Here is a 17,367-nt window from a genome sequence, read left to right as displayed (position 1 = left end):
GCAACGAAAGGAATGATCTGGTGAAAAATGCCGAAACCCCAGTATTCAAACTGGTCATCCTAGGCGGTCTGAGCAGCCTGGGCAGCGCCTTGATAGCCGAGCTGCTCAAGCGCCAGCACGAAGTCATCGCGGTGGTCGATGAACTGAACGCTCGCGCACCACGACCCGGACTGCACTTCAAAATCGGAGGCCTGAATACCACTGACCAAGCGGAGCAAAGCGTCGCCGGTGGTTCGGCAGTGGTCTGCCTGTTGCCAGCATTGGCCCCCGATGACTTTGCCACGCAGCTTCGCATGAGCCAGGCACTGATCGCCAGCCTCTCCCGCACGACTATACGACGCTTGCTCCTAGTCGGCGATTTCAGCGTACTCGATCACAGTGAGGGGCACAGTGAACAGCAGCGAACCTGCGCCGAACAGATCGTCGACCTGTTACAACGCAGCCACCTGCAATGGACGCTGGTCAACGCCCCGCAAGAGATCGCCGGGCTGAGCATTGAACACTTTCGCAAGACGCAAGGCACGCTGGAACCAGGCCTCGCCGAGCCGTTGCAGCAGTTGGCCAGGATTGCCGCTGCCATGGTCGATACCCTGGAGCTGAATCTGCATCAGGGCGAGCATCTGAACTTTGTATTCTGATTTAACGTTAATGAGGTTGATGAGCCCGCTTTAACTTGCGCGCACACGTCATTCCATCGCACCCTGAACAGCCATTGTTTGCGATAGAGCTTGTTCATGCCCTGGCCTGATCGCCACTCCCTACTGCCATTTCTCAGCTGGCTACCCCGGCAGACGCGGGGGAGTGTGCGCCGTGATCTGCTGGTAGGCCTGAGCGGCGCGATATTGGCTCTGCCGCAATCGATCGCCTATGCCCTGATCGCCGGCCTGCCCGCGGAATATGGCCTTTACGCAGCGATAGTCCCGGTGCTGATTGCCTGCCTTTGGGGGTCATCCTGGCATCTGATCTGTGGGCCGACAGCCGCCATTTCCATCGTGCTCTACACCAGTATCAGCCCTTTGGCTGTCAGTGGAAGCGACGATTACATCACCCTCATCCTGTTGCTGACGTTTATGGCCGGCGTGTTCCAGTGGTTACTGGGACTGCTGCGCTTTGGCGCCCTGGTAAATTTCGTCTCTCACTCAGTGGTGCTGGGGTTCACCCTCGGTGCTGCAGTAGTCATCGCACTGGGTCAATTGCCAAACCTGATGGGAATGGACCTACCCAGCCAGGCGACAGCCCTGAAAACCGTTGAGAGCCTGGTGGAACACGCAGGTGACGTTGACTGGCCTTCGCTGGTTCTGGGACTTGGTACGCTGGCACTCGGCATTGCCCTCAAGCTCCTGCGACCGCGTTGGCCCGGCCTGTTGATCACGTTGAGCATTGCCAGTCTGCTGGCTTGGCTATTGCCTGTTGTGTTTGGCCGGGTGCAATTGGTGCCCGGTTTCATCGGCCAACTACCGCCATTGAGCCCTCTACCGCTACTGGACCTTGAGTTGATCCTGCGTCTACTGCCTAGCGCAGTAGCCGTGGGTATGCTCGGGCTGGTCACCAGCCTGTCAATCGCACGCTCATTGTCATCGCGTTCGGAACAAATGATCGACGCCAATCAGGAAGTCCGCGCCCAAGGTTTGTCGAATATGGTGGGCAGCTTTTTCTCCGGTTATCTGTCATCAGGCTCCTTCACCCGTTCCGGGCTGAGCTACGAGTCTGGCGCCCGGTCGCCACTGGCCGGGGTGTTCTCAGCTTTGTGGGTAGCCTTGTTCGCCGTAGCCGGCGCCGGGTTGATTGCGCACATTCCGATTCCGGCCATGGCGGGCAGCATTCTTCTGATCTGCTGGGGGCTAGTTGATCATCGAGCCATGCGGGCGCTGTTCCGGGTGAGTCGTGCGGAGTTTCTAGTCATGGCCCTGACCGCCGCCGCAACCTTGTTACTGGAACTGCAGACTGCCATTTACGCAGGGGTTCTGGCCTCGCTGTTCTTCTACCTCAAACGTACCTCGCGACCACGGGTCCAGCAGTCGCGCGAAGGTAACGCCGACGTGCTGCGGGTCGGCGGGTCGATCTTCTTCGGCGCCAGCCACTATCTGCAAGTACGCCTGCAGCGCTGCCAGGGCCCCGACGTGGTAATCGATGCTCGACAGATAAACTTTATCGACTATTCGGGCGTCGACATGCTGCACCGTGAAGCCCACCGACTGCGCCGGGCAGGTGGCAGCCTGACGCTACATCGAGCCCGCCCACAGGTAATCGAGGAGTTGCACAAGCTGGAAGGGGCAGCAAATTGTCCCATTCAGTTCGCTGAGTGAAATTGCGACGGGGCATGTCCGATTTTTCCTGAAATGGGCATTTCGGATACTCGGCGAATGTCTTTGTGCGAAACTCTAGACTCCTCTGGTTGTAAATCGCGAACTCTTGTTTCAGGGGCTGCAATTACCTCAGCAATGCCGGCTATATTAAATAGTGAGCTTATAGATAGGAGATGGCATAGGGAATGTACACGTTACGCTATTTAGTAAGCTTGGGACTAACTCTTATCGCCTGCTCCATGTTTTACACAATGCTTATTATGCTGGTAGTAACAAAATTCCTCCCATTGGAAGAGACGTCTTACTGGATTATAAGCGGCATCTTGTTTGTTATCATCACCGTTGCCAGCTTGAAATTTTACATCCCCCGGCTACGCAATATATGGTAACCCTCGCCATGCCAAACAGTTTGGACGCGCATTCGCATGATTGGCGAGCTTACATTATGGCTTACGCCCGAGGGCTCTGCAGAAATGTACACACTTAGATATTTAATAAGTATGGGGCTGACTATAACCGCCTGCTCAATGTTCTACACATTGGTTATTATGTGGTGCGTAACAGTATTTCTCCCATTAGAAGAATCGCCATACTGGACTACAAGCGGAATTTTGTTTGTTATCCTCACCGTTGCCGGATTAAAAATTTACATCCCCAAACTACGAAACAAATGGTAACTATTGCTCTTTGGGCATCACTTACTTTGTACATCTGGACCATCTTCTGAAAACATAGAGCCAATGGGGGCGCGTCCGAAACTCTATACAACATATGTCGGCCTTAAATTCAGAAAATCGATAAAGACCCGGCCAAGTAAGAAGATCGCCGCCTGCGTCAGGCAGGCGGCAGCCAGACGCTGTATCGAGCGCATCAATAGATGATCGAGGAATTACACAAGTTGGAAAGGGCAGCGCTGTGCCCAATCCGCTTCAAGGAGTGAAACTATCGCAGGGCAATCTTCGGGCGAGTCACGCGCACTGGAGGGAACGGATTTCCCCCCGAGACTCGTGCGTCAACCGCGAGCCAGTTGACGACGCAGTTCGTCCAGTACAGGAGCCGTATCCGGACGCACGCCGCGCCAGATGAAGAAGGCTTCGCCAGCCTGCTCGGCAAGCATACCCAACCCGTCCAATACCTTGGCGGCCTTGTGTTCGCTTGCCCAGCGGCAAAACGGCGTTGGCTCTTTGCCGTACATCATGTCGTAGCAAACCGTTCGGCCCGGCTCGATCAGACTCGCGGAAATGGGTGGCAACTCGCCCGCAAGGCTGGCGGAGGTAGCATTGATGATCAGGTCCACCGGCTCTTGCAGCCAACTGAAACCACTGGCGGCCACCGGCCCCAAGTCAGCGAATTCACGGGCCAGTTGTTCGGCCTTTTCCACGGTGCGGTTGGCGATAACCAGAGAAGCCGGGTTATGCGCCAGCAATGGTTCCAATACACCGCGCACGGCACCGCCAGCACCAAGCAGGAGGATGCGCTTGCCGGTTAGCTGCACGCCAGCATTGACGGTCAGGTCACGAACCAGGCCGGCGCCATCGGTGTTGTCACCCTGCAGGGTGCCATCGGCCAGTTTGCTCAAGGTGTTCACAGCGCCAGCGCGCCGTGCTCGTGGCGTAAGGCTATCGACCAGGCGATAAGCCTCTTCCTTGAATGGAACCGTGACGTTGGCCCCCAGCCCCTGTTTAAAGAAACCCTGAGCGCACATGCTGAAATCGTCCAGAGGTGCCAGCAAGGTGCTGTACTCCAGCTGCTGGCCAGTCTGGTCGGCAAACAGGCGGTGAATCAGCGGCGACTTGCTGTGGCCTATCGGGTTACCGAATACAACGTACTGGTCCATTCACGCGCTTCCTGATTGGGGGCCGGAGCTGCCGGCAAAGTTATCCACAGGGTCTCAGCGCTTGGATCGAGCCTCACCAATCCAGTCGCGGTCCTGCAGGAAATACTCGGTCAGGCGAGCTTCTTCACTGCCTGGCGCAGGTTTCCAATCGTACCCCCAACGCACTTGGGGTGGCAGTGACATCAGGATTGATTCGGTGCGACCACCCGATTGCAGGCCAAACAGCGTGCCTCGGTCGTAAACCAGGTTGAATTCAACGTAGCGACCGCGGCGAAACTCCTGGAACTGACGTTGCTCAGCGGTATAGGCCATAGCCTTGCGACGCTGGATGATCGGCAGGTAGGCCTCTACGTAGGCATCGCCAATCGCGCGCATGAAAGCGAAACAGGTATCGAAGTCCCATTCGTTCAGGTCGTCAAAGAACAGGCCGCCAATACCACGAGGCTCGCCGCGATGCTTGAGGTGGAAGTAACGGTCGCACCACGCCTTGTAACGCGGGTAGACATCAGCACCAAAGGGCGCACAGGCGCGCTCGGCCACCTGATGCCAGTGCAGGCAGTCTTCTTCGTTGGCGTAATAAGGGGTCAGATCGAAGCCACCACCAAACCACCAGACTGCTTCTTCACCTTCCTTTTCGGCGATGAAGAAACGCACGTTGGCGTGAGAGGTTGGCACATGCGGATTGTGCGGGTGGATAACCAACGACACGCCCAGTGCTTCAAACCCCCGACCGGCCAATTCTGGTCGGTGGGCACTGGCCGAAGGCGGCAAACCGCTACCAAAGACGTGGGAGAAATTGACCCCGCCTTTTTCAATAACCGTTCCGTCACCTATTACACGGGTTCGTCCACCGCCACCTGCTTCGCGCGTCCAGGCGTCTTCGACAAAGCGGGCGCCACCGTCCTCGGTTTCGAGGGCGGCACAAATACGGTCTTGCAAGTCGAGCAGGTAGGCTTTCACGGCCTCGGTGCGGCTAGTCATCAGGTCACCTGGAAGCGGGCATGAGCAAATTCGGCGCGTAGCATACCACCGGCGACAGGGTGGCCGCAGTTGACGGCGGTCATGCAAAGGCGTCCGATAGGGGTTTTCCAGACTCGACAGGAGAGTGCAGATGGCCAAGCGTATCCAGTTCAGCCAGCATGGGGGCCCGGAGGTCCTGGAACTAGTCGACTTCGAACCTGCCACCCCCGGTCCACAGCAGGTTCGCGTGCGCAACCAGGCCGTTGGCCTGAATTTTATCGACACCTATTTTCGCAGTGGCTTGTACGCACCACCGGCCTTGCCCTCAGGCTTGGGTACAGAAGGCGCCGGGGTAGTCGAGGCCATTGGTGAACAGGTCACCCGGCTCAAAGTCGGCGACCGGGTGGCTTACGCCGGAGGGCCGCTGGGCGCCTACAGCGAGATACATGTGCTGCCTGAAGCCAATCTGGTCAAGCTGCCGGACAACATCAGCTTCGAGCAGGCCGCGGCCGTCATGCTCAAAGGCCTGACCGTGCAATACCTGCTCAAGCAGACCTATGCCGTGCAGCCTGGCGACATCCTTCTGTTCCACGCCGCTGCGGGGGGCGTCGGCTCACTGGCTTGCCAATGGGCCAAGGCCCTGGGCGCCAAATTGATCGGCACGGTCAGCTCCGCGCAGAAGGCCGAGCGCGCAAAAGCACTGGAGCCTGGGCAACCATCGATTACAGCCGCGAAGATGTAGCGCAACGGGTGCTGGAACTGACCGATGGCAAGAAGTGCCCGGTGGTTTATGACGGTGTTGGCCAGGATACCTGGCTGACCTCGTTGGACTGCCTGGCGCCGCGCGGACTGATGGTCAGCTTCGGTAATGCCTCAGGCGCTGTCAGTGGGGTCAACCTGGGTATCCTGGCGCAAAAGGGTTCGCTGTATGTCACCCGGCCGACCTTGGCAAGCTATGCCAACAATGCCGAAAACACCCAAGCGATGGCCGATGACCTGTTCGCAATGATCGCCAGCGGCAAGCTGACGGTGGATATTCAGCAGCGCTATGCGCTGAGCGAAGCAGCCAAGGCCCAGACCGAACTGTCGGCGCGGCGCACAGTGGGGTCAACGGTGCTGCTGCCGTAACTCTTCGCGGGGCAAACCTACGCCTACAGCCAGACTGTGGGAATAAGCTTGCCCCGTGATGATTTATCCCGCCCGGACCAGATCGCCGGTCACCAGATCCCGGATCACGCTCGGATTGCGCCGGCCACCCAATGCGCCGCCCAACACCAGGTCCAGTTGCCCTCGGAAGTATTGCTCCACACGCAACCTTGACTTAGCCGCAGGACGGCCCTGAGGGTTGGCCGAGGTCGAGACCAAAGGCCCGACCAGCGAACACAGCTCACGCACAACCGGATGATCGCTAACCCGCAAGGCCACGGTGTCATGCACGCCGGTAATCCACTGCGGCAACATGTTCTGGTGTGGCACCAGCCAGGTGTTGGGACCAGGCCAGGTACTGCCCATACGGTCAAGCCAGATCTCGGGAAAATCTTCGAACAAAAAGTCGAACTGACGAATATTGTCAGCGACCAGAATCACCCCTTTATCGACCGAGCGCGATTTGATCGCCAGCAAGCGATCGACCGCTTCCTCGTTCCACGGATCACAGCCCAGGCCCCACACTGCCTCGGTTGGGTAGGCAATCACCGCACCGGCCCGAATCTCACGCGCGGCTTGTTGCACACGCCAACTGCTCACCATTGCTATCACTCCGCATTAAGGCTGACTCGCAGTGTACTTAGGCAGACCGGGCAAACCAACGCCCAGCTTCATTGCAAACCCGTCCGTTTACTTCAAGCTCGGTCAACGCCGCCAACACTCTGGGCAACGGCCAACCGCTGTTGCTGGCCAAGGCTTCACTGGTTTGCGGCGCAGCCAACAGCAATGCCTCAAGGACATGTCGCTTACCACTGTCTTTGCTGCAGGTTACCGGTGGCAACTGCTGCCAGCCTTGCAGGGTTTGCATGATTTGATCCACGCTTTCAACCAACAGCGCTCCGTCGCGAATCAGCTGGTGACAGCCTTTGGAGCCAGGATGATGAATCGACCCGGGAATGGCGTAGACCTCGCGACCTTGCTCCGCTGCCAGACGCGCAGTGATCAACGAGCCGCTGGCCAGACTCGCCTCGACAACGAGCACGCCCAGGGATAGGCCGCTAATGATCCGATTGCGCCGGGGAAAGTTGCTCGCCACCGGTCCTGTATCGAGCGAAAATTCGGAAACTACAGCGCTTCCTTGCTCGATCATCGCTGCGGCCAGCGCTCGATGTTGCTGTGGATAAAATTTCTGCAGGCCGGTGCCCAACACCCCGATCGTTTGGCCTCCGACATCCAGGGCACCCTGATGAGCGGCGCCATCGACGCCAAGCGCCAGGCCGCTGGTGATCACGAATCCTCCTTGGGCAAGGTGACGGGAAAACGCCGTAGCCGTGTCCAGAGCCGGACGAGATGCCCGGCGACTGCCGATGATCGCCAACTGTGGTTTTTCCAGCAGCGCGGGATTGCCGGCCACGAAAAGCAGGGGTGGGGCGCTGTCCACCTCGGCCAATAGAGCCGGGTAGGCGGGATCGTCCCACATCAGCAAATGCCGGTCGCGGCCCTCTAGCCAGGACAATGCAGCAGCAGCACCGTCGCGCACTTCTTCACTGCGCCGAGCTTCGGCGCTGGCAGCAGGAAGCCCTAATGAGCGCCAGGCAGCGGCCGGCGCACTGAGTGCTGCAGATGCGCTGCCGAAGGCTTGCAGGAGTGAATGAAAGCGTTGCGGACCAAGCGCAGGCAAGCGATGCAGACGCAAGCGCGCCTCAAGTTCGGCTGGGGAAAGCTCCCGGCCAGCGGACAGTGGCATAACGATCATCCTTGATCGACGGCGTTGAATTACACTGAGGAAAAGCTGTGGATAACTCTGTTGATAATACTTTGACAACCGGTTGAAGGATTCTCCTGAGCGGCGTCACTGCGTGCTTGCCGAGGAAAGGCTTCAAGCTGTGTGAAACCTTAGCTGACCTTTGCAGGTGCCGAATGCGCCGAATCCCTTTATTATGTGTGTTCATGTTTGTAATTCATCGCACAGTGCAGCTCATACGCTTATGGCCATTCTGAACATCCTCGAATTCCCGGACCCGCGCCTTCGCACCATCGCCAAACCGGTGACCGAAGTCGATGACGGCGTTCGCCAGTTGATCGATGACATGTTTGAAACCATGTACGAAGCCCCTGGCATCGGCCTGGCGGCAACCCAGATCAACGTACACAAGCGCATCGTGGTCATGGACCTGAGTGAAGATCGCAGCGAGCCACGGGTGTTCATCAACCCCGAGCTCGAGATGCTGACCGACGAAATGGACCAGTACCAGGAAGGCTGTCTGTCGGTGCCGGGTTTCTACGAGAACGTCGATCGCCCGGTGCGGGTCAAGGTCAAGGCGCTGGATCGCGACGGCAAGCCGTACGAACTGATTGCCGAAGGTCTACTGGCCGTGTGCATCCAGCACGAATGTGATCACCTCAACGGCAAGTTGTTCGTCGACTACCTGTCCACGCTCAAACGCGACCGGATCAAGAAAAAACTGGAAAAGCAGCACCGCCAGCAAGCTTGATCTCCTCTTTCCAAAGGCTTGCTCCGGCAAGCCTTTTTCTTTTTAAGCGAGAACTCCATGCGCATTGTCTTTGCAGGCACCCCAGAGTTTGCCGCCGAACACCTCAAGGCCCTGATCGACAGCCCCTATGAAGTAGTGGCCGTCTACACCCAGCCGGATCGGCCGGCCGGCCGTGGGCAAAAACTGATGCCCAGCGCAGTCAAGCAACTGGCTGTGGATAACGGCATCCAGGTCCTGCAACCGCCAACACTGCGCAACGCCGATGCTCAAGCCGAGCTCGCTGCGCTTGCGCCCGATTTGTTGGTGGTGGTCGCTTATGGCTTGATCCTGCCGCAGGCGGTATTGGATATCCCACGTCTTGGCTGTATCAACAGCCACGCTTCGCTTCTGCCACGCTGGCGTGGTGCGGCACCCATCCAGAGAGCAGTCGAAGCCGGTGACAGCGAAAGCGGCGTGACGGTAATGCGCATGGAGGCCGGTCTGGATACAGGCCCGATGTTGCTCAAGGTCACCACCCCCATCAGTGCCAATGACACCGGCGGCAGCCTGCACGATCGCCTTGCCCAGATGGGCCCATCCGCCGTGCTCGAAGCGATTGCCGGGCTGGCGGCAGGCACTTTGGAAGGTGAAATTCAGGACGACAGCCTGGCCACGTATGCCCACAAGCTGAATAAAGACGAAGCCCGTCTGGACTGGACCCGTCCGGCCGTCGAGCTGGAGCGTCTGATTCGTGCCTTCAATCCCTGGCCGATCTGCCACAGCAGTCTGAACGGTGAGGCTGTGAAAGTACTGGTGGCCAACTTATCCACAGATAGCGGAAAGCCGGGCGAAATCCTCGCGGCCAGCAAAGATGGCCTTATCGTAGCCTGCGGCGAACAGGCGCTGTGCTTGACCCGACTGCAATTGCCCGGCGGCAAGGCGCTGAATTTCAGCGACCTGTTCAATAGCCGTCGCGAGAAGTTCGCCATCGGTACGGTGCTCGGTCAATGAATCCACGTCTGGCAGCCGCCCGCGCCCTGGCGGCAGTTATCAGCGGCAAAGCCTCCCTGAACAGCTCACTGCCTACACAACTGGACAAGGTTGAAGTACGTGACCGCGGCCTGACCCAGGACCTGGCATTTGGCACCGCACGCTGGCAACCGCGACTCTCTGCGCTAGCTGAACGGCTGCTGCAAAAACCCTTCAAAAGTGCCGATGCCGATGTCGAGGCCCTGCTGTTGGTGGGCTTGTATCAATTGCTCTACACCCGCGTGCCTGCCCATGCGGCCATTGGCGAAACCGTTGGCTGTGCCGACAAGCTGAAAAAGCCCTGGGCCAAGGCGCTGCTCAATGCAGTACTGCGCCGTGCGCAACGCGAGAGCAGTGAAATTCTTGCCGAACTCGAACGCGATCCGGTGGTGCGCACGGCCCATCCCCGTTGGCTACAGAAGTCATTGAAGGCATTCTGGCCGCAACAATGGGAAGCAATCTGCGCCGCCAACAACGCTCATCCGCCGATGATCCTGCGGGTCAACCGCCGTCATCACAGTCGCGAGGCGTACCTTGAGCTGCTGCACCAGGCCGGTCTGGAAGCCAGCGCCTGCCAGTACAGCGGCGACGGTATTGTTCTGGCTCAGGCCTGCGATGTACGCGGACTGCCGGGTTTTGACCAGGGCTGGATCAGCGTTCAGGACGAAGCTGCGCAACTGGCAGCAGACCTGCTCGATCTGGCTCCCGGCCAGCGCGTTCTCGACGCCTGCTGCGCACCGGGAGGCAAGACCTGCCACCTGCTCGAAGCTGAAGAAAAGCTGGACTCGGTGGTCGCTATCGACCTTGAGGCCAAGCGTCTGACCCGAGTCCGGGAAAACCTCGATCGCCTCGGCCTGGAAGCCCAGTTGATTGCCTGTGATGCCCGCGATACTGCCAGTTGGTGGGATGGCAAGGGCTTCCAACGCATCCTTCTCGATGCGCCTTGCTCGGCAACAGGGGTCATTCGCCGCCACCCAGACATCAAGATGACCCGGCAAGCCGAGGATATCCAGGCGCTGGCTGCCTTGCAGGGCGAGTTGCTCGATGCCTTGTGGCCAACGCTCGAAGTCGGCGGCATCCTGCTGTATGCCACCTGTTCGACCCTGCCGACCGAGAATACCGAAGTCATCGAGGCGTTCCTCAATCGCACGCCGGGCGCCCGCGAGCTGGACCTTGCAACCCAAGCTGGCCTGCGCCAAACGCATGGCCGTCAGTTGCTGGCCCAGGAAGGCGGACACGATGGCTTCTACTATGCCAAGCTGATCAAAATCGCCGCCGCACGCGGATAACAAGAGAAGGGAAGAGCGGATGAAAATCATCATCCTGGGTGCAGGGCAAGTCGGCGGTACGTTGGCTGAACACTTGGCCAGCGAAGCCAACGATATTACCGTGGTCGATACTGACGGCGACCGCTTGCGCGATCTCGGCGACCGTCTGGACATCCGTACCGTCCAGGGCCGCGCCTCGTTCCCTACCGTACTGCGTCAGGCCGGTGCCGATGACGCCGACATGCTGGTGGCGGTGACCAACAGCGACGAGACCAACATGGTCGCCTGCCAAGTCGCCTACACCTTTTTCCACACGCCTACCAAAATTGCCCGAGTGCGTGAGTCGGCCTACCTGACACGCGCCGGTCTGTTCGACAATGATGCTATTCCGGTCGATGTACTGATCAGCCCCGAGCAGGTAGTCACTCACTACATCAAGCGGCTGATCGAACATCCAGGCGCGCTGCAGGTAATCGACTTCGCCGAAGGCAAAGCCCAGTTGGTTGCCGTGAAGGCGTACTACGGCGGGCCGCTGGTCGGTCAGCAACTGCGCCAGATCCGTGAACACATGCCCAATGTAGATACCCGCGTCGCCGCGATCTTTCGCCGCGACCGACCGATCCTGCCCCAGGGCGACACGGTTATTGAAGCCGACGACGAAGTGTTCTTCATTGCAGCCAAGGCCCACATCCGCGCGGTGATGGGTGAATTGCGGCAAATTGATGAAAGCAACAAGCGCGTCGTCATCGCCGGCGGCGGGCAAATTGGCGAACGCCTGGCCGAAGCCATCGAAAGCCGCTATCAAGTCAAGATCATCGAGATGAACCCCGCGCGCTGCCGTTACCTCTCCGATACCCTGGACAGCACCGTGGTGTTGCAGGGCAGCGCCTCGGACCGCGACTTGATGCTGGAAGAGAACATCGCCGAAGCCGACATCTTCCTGGCCCTGACCAACGATGACGAGGCCAATATCATGTCCTCGCTGCTGGCCAAGCGCCTCGGCGCACGCAAGGTGATGACCATCATCAACAACCCGGCCTATGTCGACCTGGTCCAGGGTGGTGATATCGACATCGCGATCAGTCCACAGCTGGCCACCATTGGTACTTTGCTCACTCACGTACGCCGCGGCGATATCGTCAGCGTGCACTCGCTGCGCCGCGGTGCGGCGGAGGCGATCGAAGCAATTGCTCACGGCGATTCGAAGTCGAGCAAGGTGATTGGCAAAGCCATCGAAGATATCGCCCTGCCGCCCGGCACGACCATCGGTGCGATCATTCGCGATGAGGAAGTACTGATAGCCCACGACGACACGGTCATTGAAGCAGGCGACCATGTGATCCTCTTCGTTGTGGATAAAAAGTACATCCGTGACGTCGAGAAGCTATTCCATGTAGGGTTGAGCTTCTTCTAAGAGGAAGTCCTGATGCGCGAATCACTGGAAAAGATGCTTGCCAAGGGTGTGGATAACGCACTGCTGCGCTTCGGCCTCGGCAAGGCCTGGCTGGATGAGGGCAATGGCGCCGAGGCTGCAGTGCACCTGCAGCGCTGTGTGGAATTTGATCCCAAGTATTCAGCAGCGTGGAAACTGCTGGGTAAGGCACATCGGCTGCAAGGTGACAATGCCGCAGCACGCCAGGCCTGGGAGCAGGGGCTCGACGCGGCCAAGGCCCACGGCGACAAGCAGGCCGAGAAAGAGATGACGGTGTTCCTGAGGAAGCTGGACAAGGAAAATGCCCAGCTCCCCAAAAGCTAGCAAGCCCAGGCTGGCGCGGGCAGGGGACTCAGTACCAGCGCGCTTCACCAGGTGGACGCTTCTTGAAGCGTTTCATGCTCCACATGTACTGGCTTGGATAAGCTCGCACATAACGCTCTACCACCTGGCTCATTGCCGCCACCGACGTTTCGGTGTCTTCGCTGTACATGGCTTGCGGCGCTGCTTCCAAGATGACTTTGAAGCCTGAGCCATCGGGCAAACGCAGGGCATGCAGGAATACCCCCACGGCTTTGCCGCCCGCCAACATGTTCGGCACAAATTTGCTGGTCAACGCCTTGGTGGCGAAAAACGGCACGAAAATACCTGCAGATTCGGCTGGCTCCGGGTCTGCCGGAATGCCGACCTGACCGCCTTTACGCACTTCCTTGATGATGCTCAGGATGCCTTCCTTGGTAGACGCCGCCACGCGGTTACCCAGTTGTACACGTTGTTCACGGAGCAAATCGTCAACCGCCTTGAGCTTGGGCGGACGATAGAAAATGATCGGTTTGCACTGATTGCAATAGAAGTGATTGAGCACTTCCCAGTTTCCCAGGTGACTGGTGATGCCGACGACCCCCTTGCCTGAGGCCAGCGCGGCGTGCAAAACATCCAGGCCTTCAACTTCGCGGACCAGTTCCAGCGAACGCTGGGCCGGCCAGATCCAGGCGCAGGCACTTTCAGTAAAAGACTTGCCGATGTCCATCAGGGTGCGACCCACCAATTGCTCACGTGCTACCGGGTCCATCTCCGGAAAACACTTGGCCAGGTTGATTCTTACCACCTCGCGCGAACTGTTCGGCACCTTCCACATGATCCAGCCGATGGCGGCGCCGATCCGCTGTACTGCGCCCCACGGGAGCTTGGCAAACAATCGCAACGCCCCGACCATCAAGGCGCCCTTGAACTTATCCACAGGCTGGTTCCTCTTTCTGCAAGCCGGCCATTGTACTCCTCAGCGCAACAGAGCGGCGTAGCGATCGCAATCGGTGGTGTGATCCATGACCATCCCGGTGGCCTGCATAAAGGCATAGCAAATAGTCGGTCCCACGAAAGTGAATCCGGCTTTCTGCAATGCCTTGCTCATGGCCTTGGCTTCATCGGTAACCGCCGGGACGTCGCTGCGCTGGCTGAAGTGATTGATTTTCGGCTCACCGCCGACAAACGACCAAAGCCAATCAGCAGGGTTCTCCACGGCCAGCCAGGCCTTGGCGTTGCGTCGCGCAGCGTTGAGTTTCAGCCGATTGCGAATAATGCCGGGATCGAGCATTCGCTCCTCGATTTCTTCGTCGGTCATCCGCACCAGGCGCTCAGGATCAAAGCCAAACAGTACCTCACGGTAGCGTTCACGCTTCTTCAACACAGTGATCCAGGACAGCCCGGCCTGAAAGCCTTCAAGCAGCAACATCTCGAACAATTGGCGTGGATCGCGCTGCGGCGTACCCCACTCCTGATCGTGATAAGCCTGGTAAAGCGGATCGTCGGTACACCAAAAGCAACGTGGCATAAGGCTCCAAGGGTAGAGGCTCAAGCGAATCGGGTTATACTCCCGCTCTTTATATTCGCAGCCCTAGAAACAGGTGAATTTCGTGAGCCAGCCTACGCCAGCAGTGCGTACCTTCCAAGACTTGATCCTCGCCCTGCAGAACTACTGGGCCGAGCAAGGTTGTGTGGTGCTTCAGCCCTACGATATGGAAGTGGGCGCCGGCACTTTCCATACCGCCACGTTTCTGCGCGCCGTCGGCCCGGAAATCTGGAACGCCGCCTACGTACAACCAAGCCGCCGCCCTGCTGACGGCCGCTATGGTGAAAACCCCAACCGCCTGCAGCACTACTACCAATTCCAGGTGGTGCTCAAGCCAAACCCGGCGAACTTCCAGGAACTGTACCTGGGCTCGTTGAAGGCCATCGGCCTCGACCCGCTGGTACATGACATCCGTTTCGTCGAAGACAACTGGGAATCGCCGACGCTTGGCGCGTGGGGTCTGGGCTGGGAAATCTGGCTCAACGGCATGGAAGTCACCCAGTTCACCTACTTCCAGCAAGTAGGTGGCATCGAGTGCATGCCGGTCACGGGTGAAATCACCTATGGCCTTGAGCGTCTGGCTATGTACCTGCAGGGCGTCGACTCGGTCTACGACCTGGTCTGGACCGATGGTCCGTTCGGCAAGGTTACCTACGGCGATGTGTTCCACCAAAACGAAGTGGAACAGTCGACCTACAACTTCGAGCACGCCAACGTCGAGAAGCTGTTCGAACTGTTCGACTTCTATGAAAGCGAAGCCAATCGCCTGATCGAACTGGAACTGCCACTGCCGACCTATGAAATGGTCCTCAAGGCCTCGCACACTTTCAACCTGCTCGACGCCCGCCGCGCCATCTCGGTGACCGCGCGCCAGCAATACATCCTGCGTGTGCGCACACTGGCCCGTGCTGTGGCTCAAAGCTACCTGCAAGCGCGCGCCAAGCTGGGCTTCCCGATGGCGACCCCTGAATTGCGTGATGAAGCATTGGCCAAGTTGGAGGCTGCACAATGAGTGCTCAAGATTTCCTGGTTGAACTGGGCACCGAAGAACTGCCGCCAAAAGCCCTGAGCGCCCTGGCCGACGCTTTTCTTGCCGGTATCGAAAAAGGCCTGCAGGCTGCTGGCTTGAACTACACCGACAAAAAGGTCTACGCCGCGCCGCGTCGTCTGGCCGTGCTGATTCGCCAGCTGGATACCCAGCAGCCAGATCGCAGCATCAATGTCGACGGGCCTCCCCGCCAGGCGGCGTTCGATGCTGAAGGCAATCCGACCCAGGCAGCCCTCGGCTTCGCCAAGAAGTGCGGCGTAGACCTGGCGGAAATCGATCAGAGCGGCCCGAAGCTACGCTTCTCCCAGCATATTCCGGGCAAGGCTACCGCCAGCCTACTGCCAACCATCGTCGAAGATTCGCTGAACGACCTGCCAATCCCCAAGCGCATGCGCTGGGGTGCTCGCAAGGAAGAGTTCGTGCGTCCGACCCAATGGCTGGTAATGCTCCTGGGCGACAACGTCATCGACTGCACTATCCTCGCCCAGAAAGCTGGCCGTGACTCTCGTGGCCACCGCTTCCACCACCCGGAAGACGTGCGCATCAGCGCCCCGGCGAACTATCTCGAAGACCTGCGCAAAGCCTACGTGCTGGCCGACTTCGCCGAGCGCCGTGAAATCATCAGCAAGCGTACCGCTGAGCTCGCCCTGCAGCAGGAAGGCACCGCGATCGTGCCACCGGCCCTGCTCGACGAGGTGACTGCACTGGTCGAATGGCCGGTGCCGCTGGTTTGCTCGTTTGAGGAGCGCTTCCTTGAAGTACCGCAGGAAGCCCTGATCACCACCATGCAGGACAACCAGAAATACTTCTGCCTGCTGGACGTGGACGGCAAACTGCTGCCGCGCTTCATTACCGTGGCCAACGTCGAAAGCCGCGATCCGAAGCAGATCATCGAAGGTAACGAGAAGGTTGTACGCCCACGCCTGACCGACGCCGAGTTCTTCTTCAAGCAGGACAAGAAGCAGCCTCTGGAAAGCTTCAACGAACGCCTGAAGAATGTGGTGTTCCAGGCTCAATTGGGCAGCGTCTTCGACAAGGCCGAGCGTGTTGCCAAACTGGCCGCGTTCATCGCACCCCGTATTGGCGGTGACGCCCAGCGCGCATCCCGTGCCGGCTTGTTGTCCAAGTGCGACCTGGCCTCCGAAATGGTCGGCGAATTCCCTGAAATGCAGGGCGTTGCCGGCTATTACTACGCCCTCAATGATGGCGAGCCGCAAGATGTCGCCCTGGCCCTCAATGAGCAGTACATGCCGCGCGGTGCCGGCGCTGAATTGCCGACGACCTTGACCGGTGCGGCTGTGGCCATCGCGGACAAGCTCGACACTCTGGTCGGTATCTTCGGTATCGGCATGCTCCCGACCGGCAGCAAAGACCCTTATGCGCTGCGTCGTGCAGCGCTGGGTGTACTGCGCATCCTGATCGACAAGCAACTGGACCTGGACCTGAGCGAAGCGGTGAGTTTCGCCGTGACCCAGTTCGGCGCCAAGGTCAAAGCTGCAGGCCTGGCTGAGCAGGTACTGGAGTTTGTCTTCGACCGTCTGCGTGCTCGTTATGAAGACGAAGGCATCGATGTGGCCACTTACCTGTCGGTACGTGCGCTCAAGCCGGGTTCAGCTCTGGACTTCGACCAGCGCGTGCAGGCTGTACAGGCTTTCCGTCAATTGCCGGAAGCCGCTGCCCTGGCCGCCGTGAACAAGCGTGTTTCGAACCTGTTGAGCAAGGCCGAAGGTGCTGTGGCCACTACGGTCGAGCCGAAGTACTTCGACAATGCCAATGAGTTCTCTCTGTACTCGGCGATCCAGCAAGCTGATCAGGCTGTGCAACCCATGGCCGCTGCGCGTCAGTACAGTGAATCGCTGGCACGTCTGGCAGCTCTGCGTGAACCGGTCGATGCCTTCTTCGAGGCCGTGATGGTCAACGCCGATGATGCCAATGTACGGGCCAACCGTTATGCCTTGCTCAGCCGCCTGCGCGGTCTGTTTCTGGGCGTAGCCGACATTTCGCTGCTGGGGTAAGTT

The 17,367-nt window shown here is 58.9% G+C and carries 15 protein-coding genes and 1 pseudogene; 10 read left to right on the top strand and 6 right to left on the bottom strand.

The window, feature by feature from the left end:
• Positions 1–20 precede the first annotated feature (20 nt).
• Positions 21–638, top strand: a complete 618-nt coding sequence (locus V0R60_RS04445) for an NAD(P)-dependent oxidoreductase (protein ID WP_136473851.1) — start codon at positions 21–23, stop codon at positions 636–638.
• Between the two features lie 96 nt (positions 639–734).
• Positions 735–2,306 carry a SulP family inorganic anion transporter gene (locus V0R60_RS04440; protein ID WP_330078784.1) on the top strand — a complete coding sequence of 524 codons (1,572 nt, stop codon included), beginning with the start codon at positions 735–737 and terminating at the stop codon, positions 2,304–2,306.
• A gap of 1,012 nt (positions 2,307–3,318) precedes the next feature.
• On the opposite strand, the gene aroE is transcribed toward V0R60_RS04440, so the two are convergent.
• Complete coding sequence (gene aroE, locus V0R60_RS04435; RefSeq protein WP_136473849.1) at positions 3,319–4,143, bottom strand: shikimate dehydrogenase; 825 nt, start codon at positions 4,141–4,143, stop codon at positions 3,319–3,321.
• A 54-nt stretch (positions 4,144–4,197) separates the two neighbouring features.
• Complete coding sequence (hemF, locus tag V0R60_RS04430) at positions 4,198–5,124, bottom strand: oxygen-dependent coproporphyrinogen oxidase (RefSeq protein ID WP_136473848.1); 927 nt, start codon at positions 5,122–5,124, stop codon at positions 4,198–4,200.
• 130 nt (positions 5,125–5,254) lie between these two features.
• Here hemF and V0R60_RS04425 point away from each other — a divergent pair.
• Positions 5,255–6,231: pseudogene (locus V0R60_RS04425) on the top strand (NADPH:quinone reductase).
• A 63-nt stretch (positions 6,232–6,294) separates the two neighbouring features.
• Here the strand turns inward: V0R60_RS04425 and V0R60_RS04420 are convergent.
• A complete protein-coding gene (locus V0R60_RS04420) occupies positions 6,295–6,852 on the bottom strand; it encodes an L-threonylcarbamoyladenylate synthase (protein WP_136473846.1) in 558 nt (185 codons plus the stop codon).
• A 37-nt stretch (positions 6,853–6,889) separates the two neighbouring features.
• Entirely contained in the window at positions 6,890–7,996 is a 1,107-nt protein-coding gene (gene dprA / locus V0R60_RS04415) for a DNA-processing protein DprA (protein WP_136473845.1), read from the bottom strand.
• 241 nt (positions 7,997–8,237) lie between these two features.
• Between dprA and def the strand changes: the two genes are divergently transcribed.
• From def to V0R60_RS04390, 5 genes are read left to right on the top strand one after another with little or no spacing between them, the layout of a single operon-like run.
• On the top strand, positions 8,238–8,744 hold the full coding sequence (def, locus tag V0R60_RS04410) for a peptide deformylase (protein ID WP_038605133.1): 507 nt from the start codon (positions 8,238–8,240) through the stop codon (positions 8,742–8,744).
• Between the two features lie 57 nt (positions 8,745–8,801).
• Entirely contained in the window at positions 8,802–9,734 is a 933-nt protein-coding gene (gene fmt, locus V0R60_RS04405; protein WP_330078785.1) for a methionyl-tRNA formyltransferase, read from the top strand.
• Entirely contained in the window at positions 9,731–11,041 is a 1,311-nt protein-coding gene (gene rsmB / locus V0R60_RS04400; protein WP_136473843.1) for a 16S rRNA (cytosine(967)-C(5))-methyltransferase RsmB, read from the top strand. The genes fmt and rsmB overlap by 4 nt, the downstream gene beginning before the upstream one ends.
• Positions 11,042–11,060: 19 nt before the next feature.
• On the top strand, positions 11,061–12,434 hold the full coding sequence (gene trkA, locus V0R60_RS04395; protein ID WP_203477070.1) for a Trk system potassium transporter TrkA: 1,374 nt from the start codon (positions 11,061–11,063) through the stop codon (positions 12,432–12,434).
• Between the two features lie 9 nt (positions 12,435–12,443).
• Positions 12,444–12,776 (top strand): tetratricopeptide repeat protein, encoded by a 333-nt coding sequence (locus tag V0R60_RS04390; protein ID WP_168198500.1) that lies wholly within the window; start codon positions 12,444–12,446, stop codon positions 12,774–12,776.
• A 28-nt stretch (positions 12,777–12,804) separates the two neighbouring features.
• Here the strand turns inward: V0R60_RS04390 and V0R60_RS04385 are convergent, their stop codons facing one another.
• Positions 12,805–13,692, bottom strand: coding sequence for a lysophospholipid acyltransferase (locus V0R60_RS04385; RefSeq protein WP_136473840.1), 888 nt, complete (start codon positions 13,690–13,692; stop codon positions 12,805–12,807).
• Between the two features lie 39 nt (positions 13,693–13,731).
• Complete coding sequence (locus V0R60_RS04380; RefSeq protein WP_136473839.1) at positions 13,732–14,283, bottom strand: DNA-3-methyladenine glycosylase I; 552 nt, start codon at positions 14,281–14,283, stop codon at positions 13,732–13,734.
• Positions 14,284–14,365: 82 nt separating this feature from the next.
• Here V0R60_RS04380 and glyQ point away from each other — a divergent pair, with 82 nt between their 5' ends.
• Together glyQ and glyS are read left to right on the top strand one after the other, a co-directional pair.
• The gene (gene glyQ, locus V0R60_RS04375) at positions 14,366–15,313 is read left to right on the top strand and encodes a glycine--tRNA ligase subunit alpha (protein ID WP_136473838.1); all 948 of its coding nucleotides are present in this window, start codon (positions 14,366–14,368) and stop codon (positions 15,311–15,313) included.
• Entirely contained in the window at positions 15,310–17,364 is a 2,055-nt protein-coding gene (gene glyS / locus V0R60_RS04370) for a glycine--tRNA ligase subunit beta (protein WP_136473837.1), read from the top strand. Before glyQ ends, glyS begins: the two co-directional genes overlap by 4 nt.
• The last annotated feature ends 3 nt before the right edge of the window (positions 17,365–17,367 follow it).

It is taken from the genome of Pseudomonas auratipiscis (genome assembly GCF_036324085.1).
GTDB classification, from domain to species: Bacteria; Pseudomonadota; Gammaproteobacteria; order Pseudomonadales; family Pseudomonadaceae; genus Aquipseudomonas; species Aquipseudomonas auratipiscis.
Note: the sequence above shows the minus strand (reverse complement) of the source record. Positions and strands in the feature narration are given on the sequence as shown.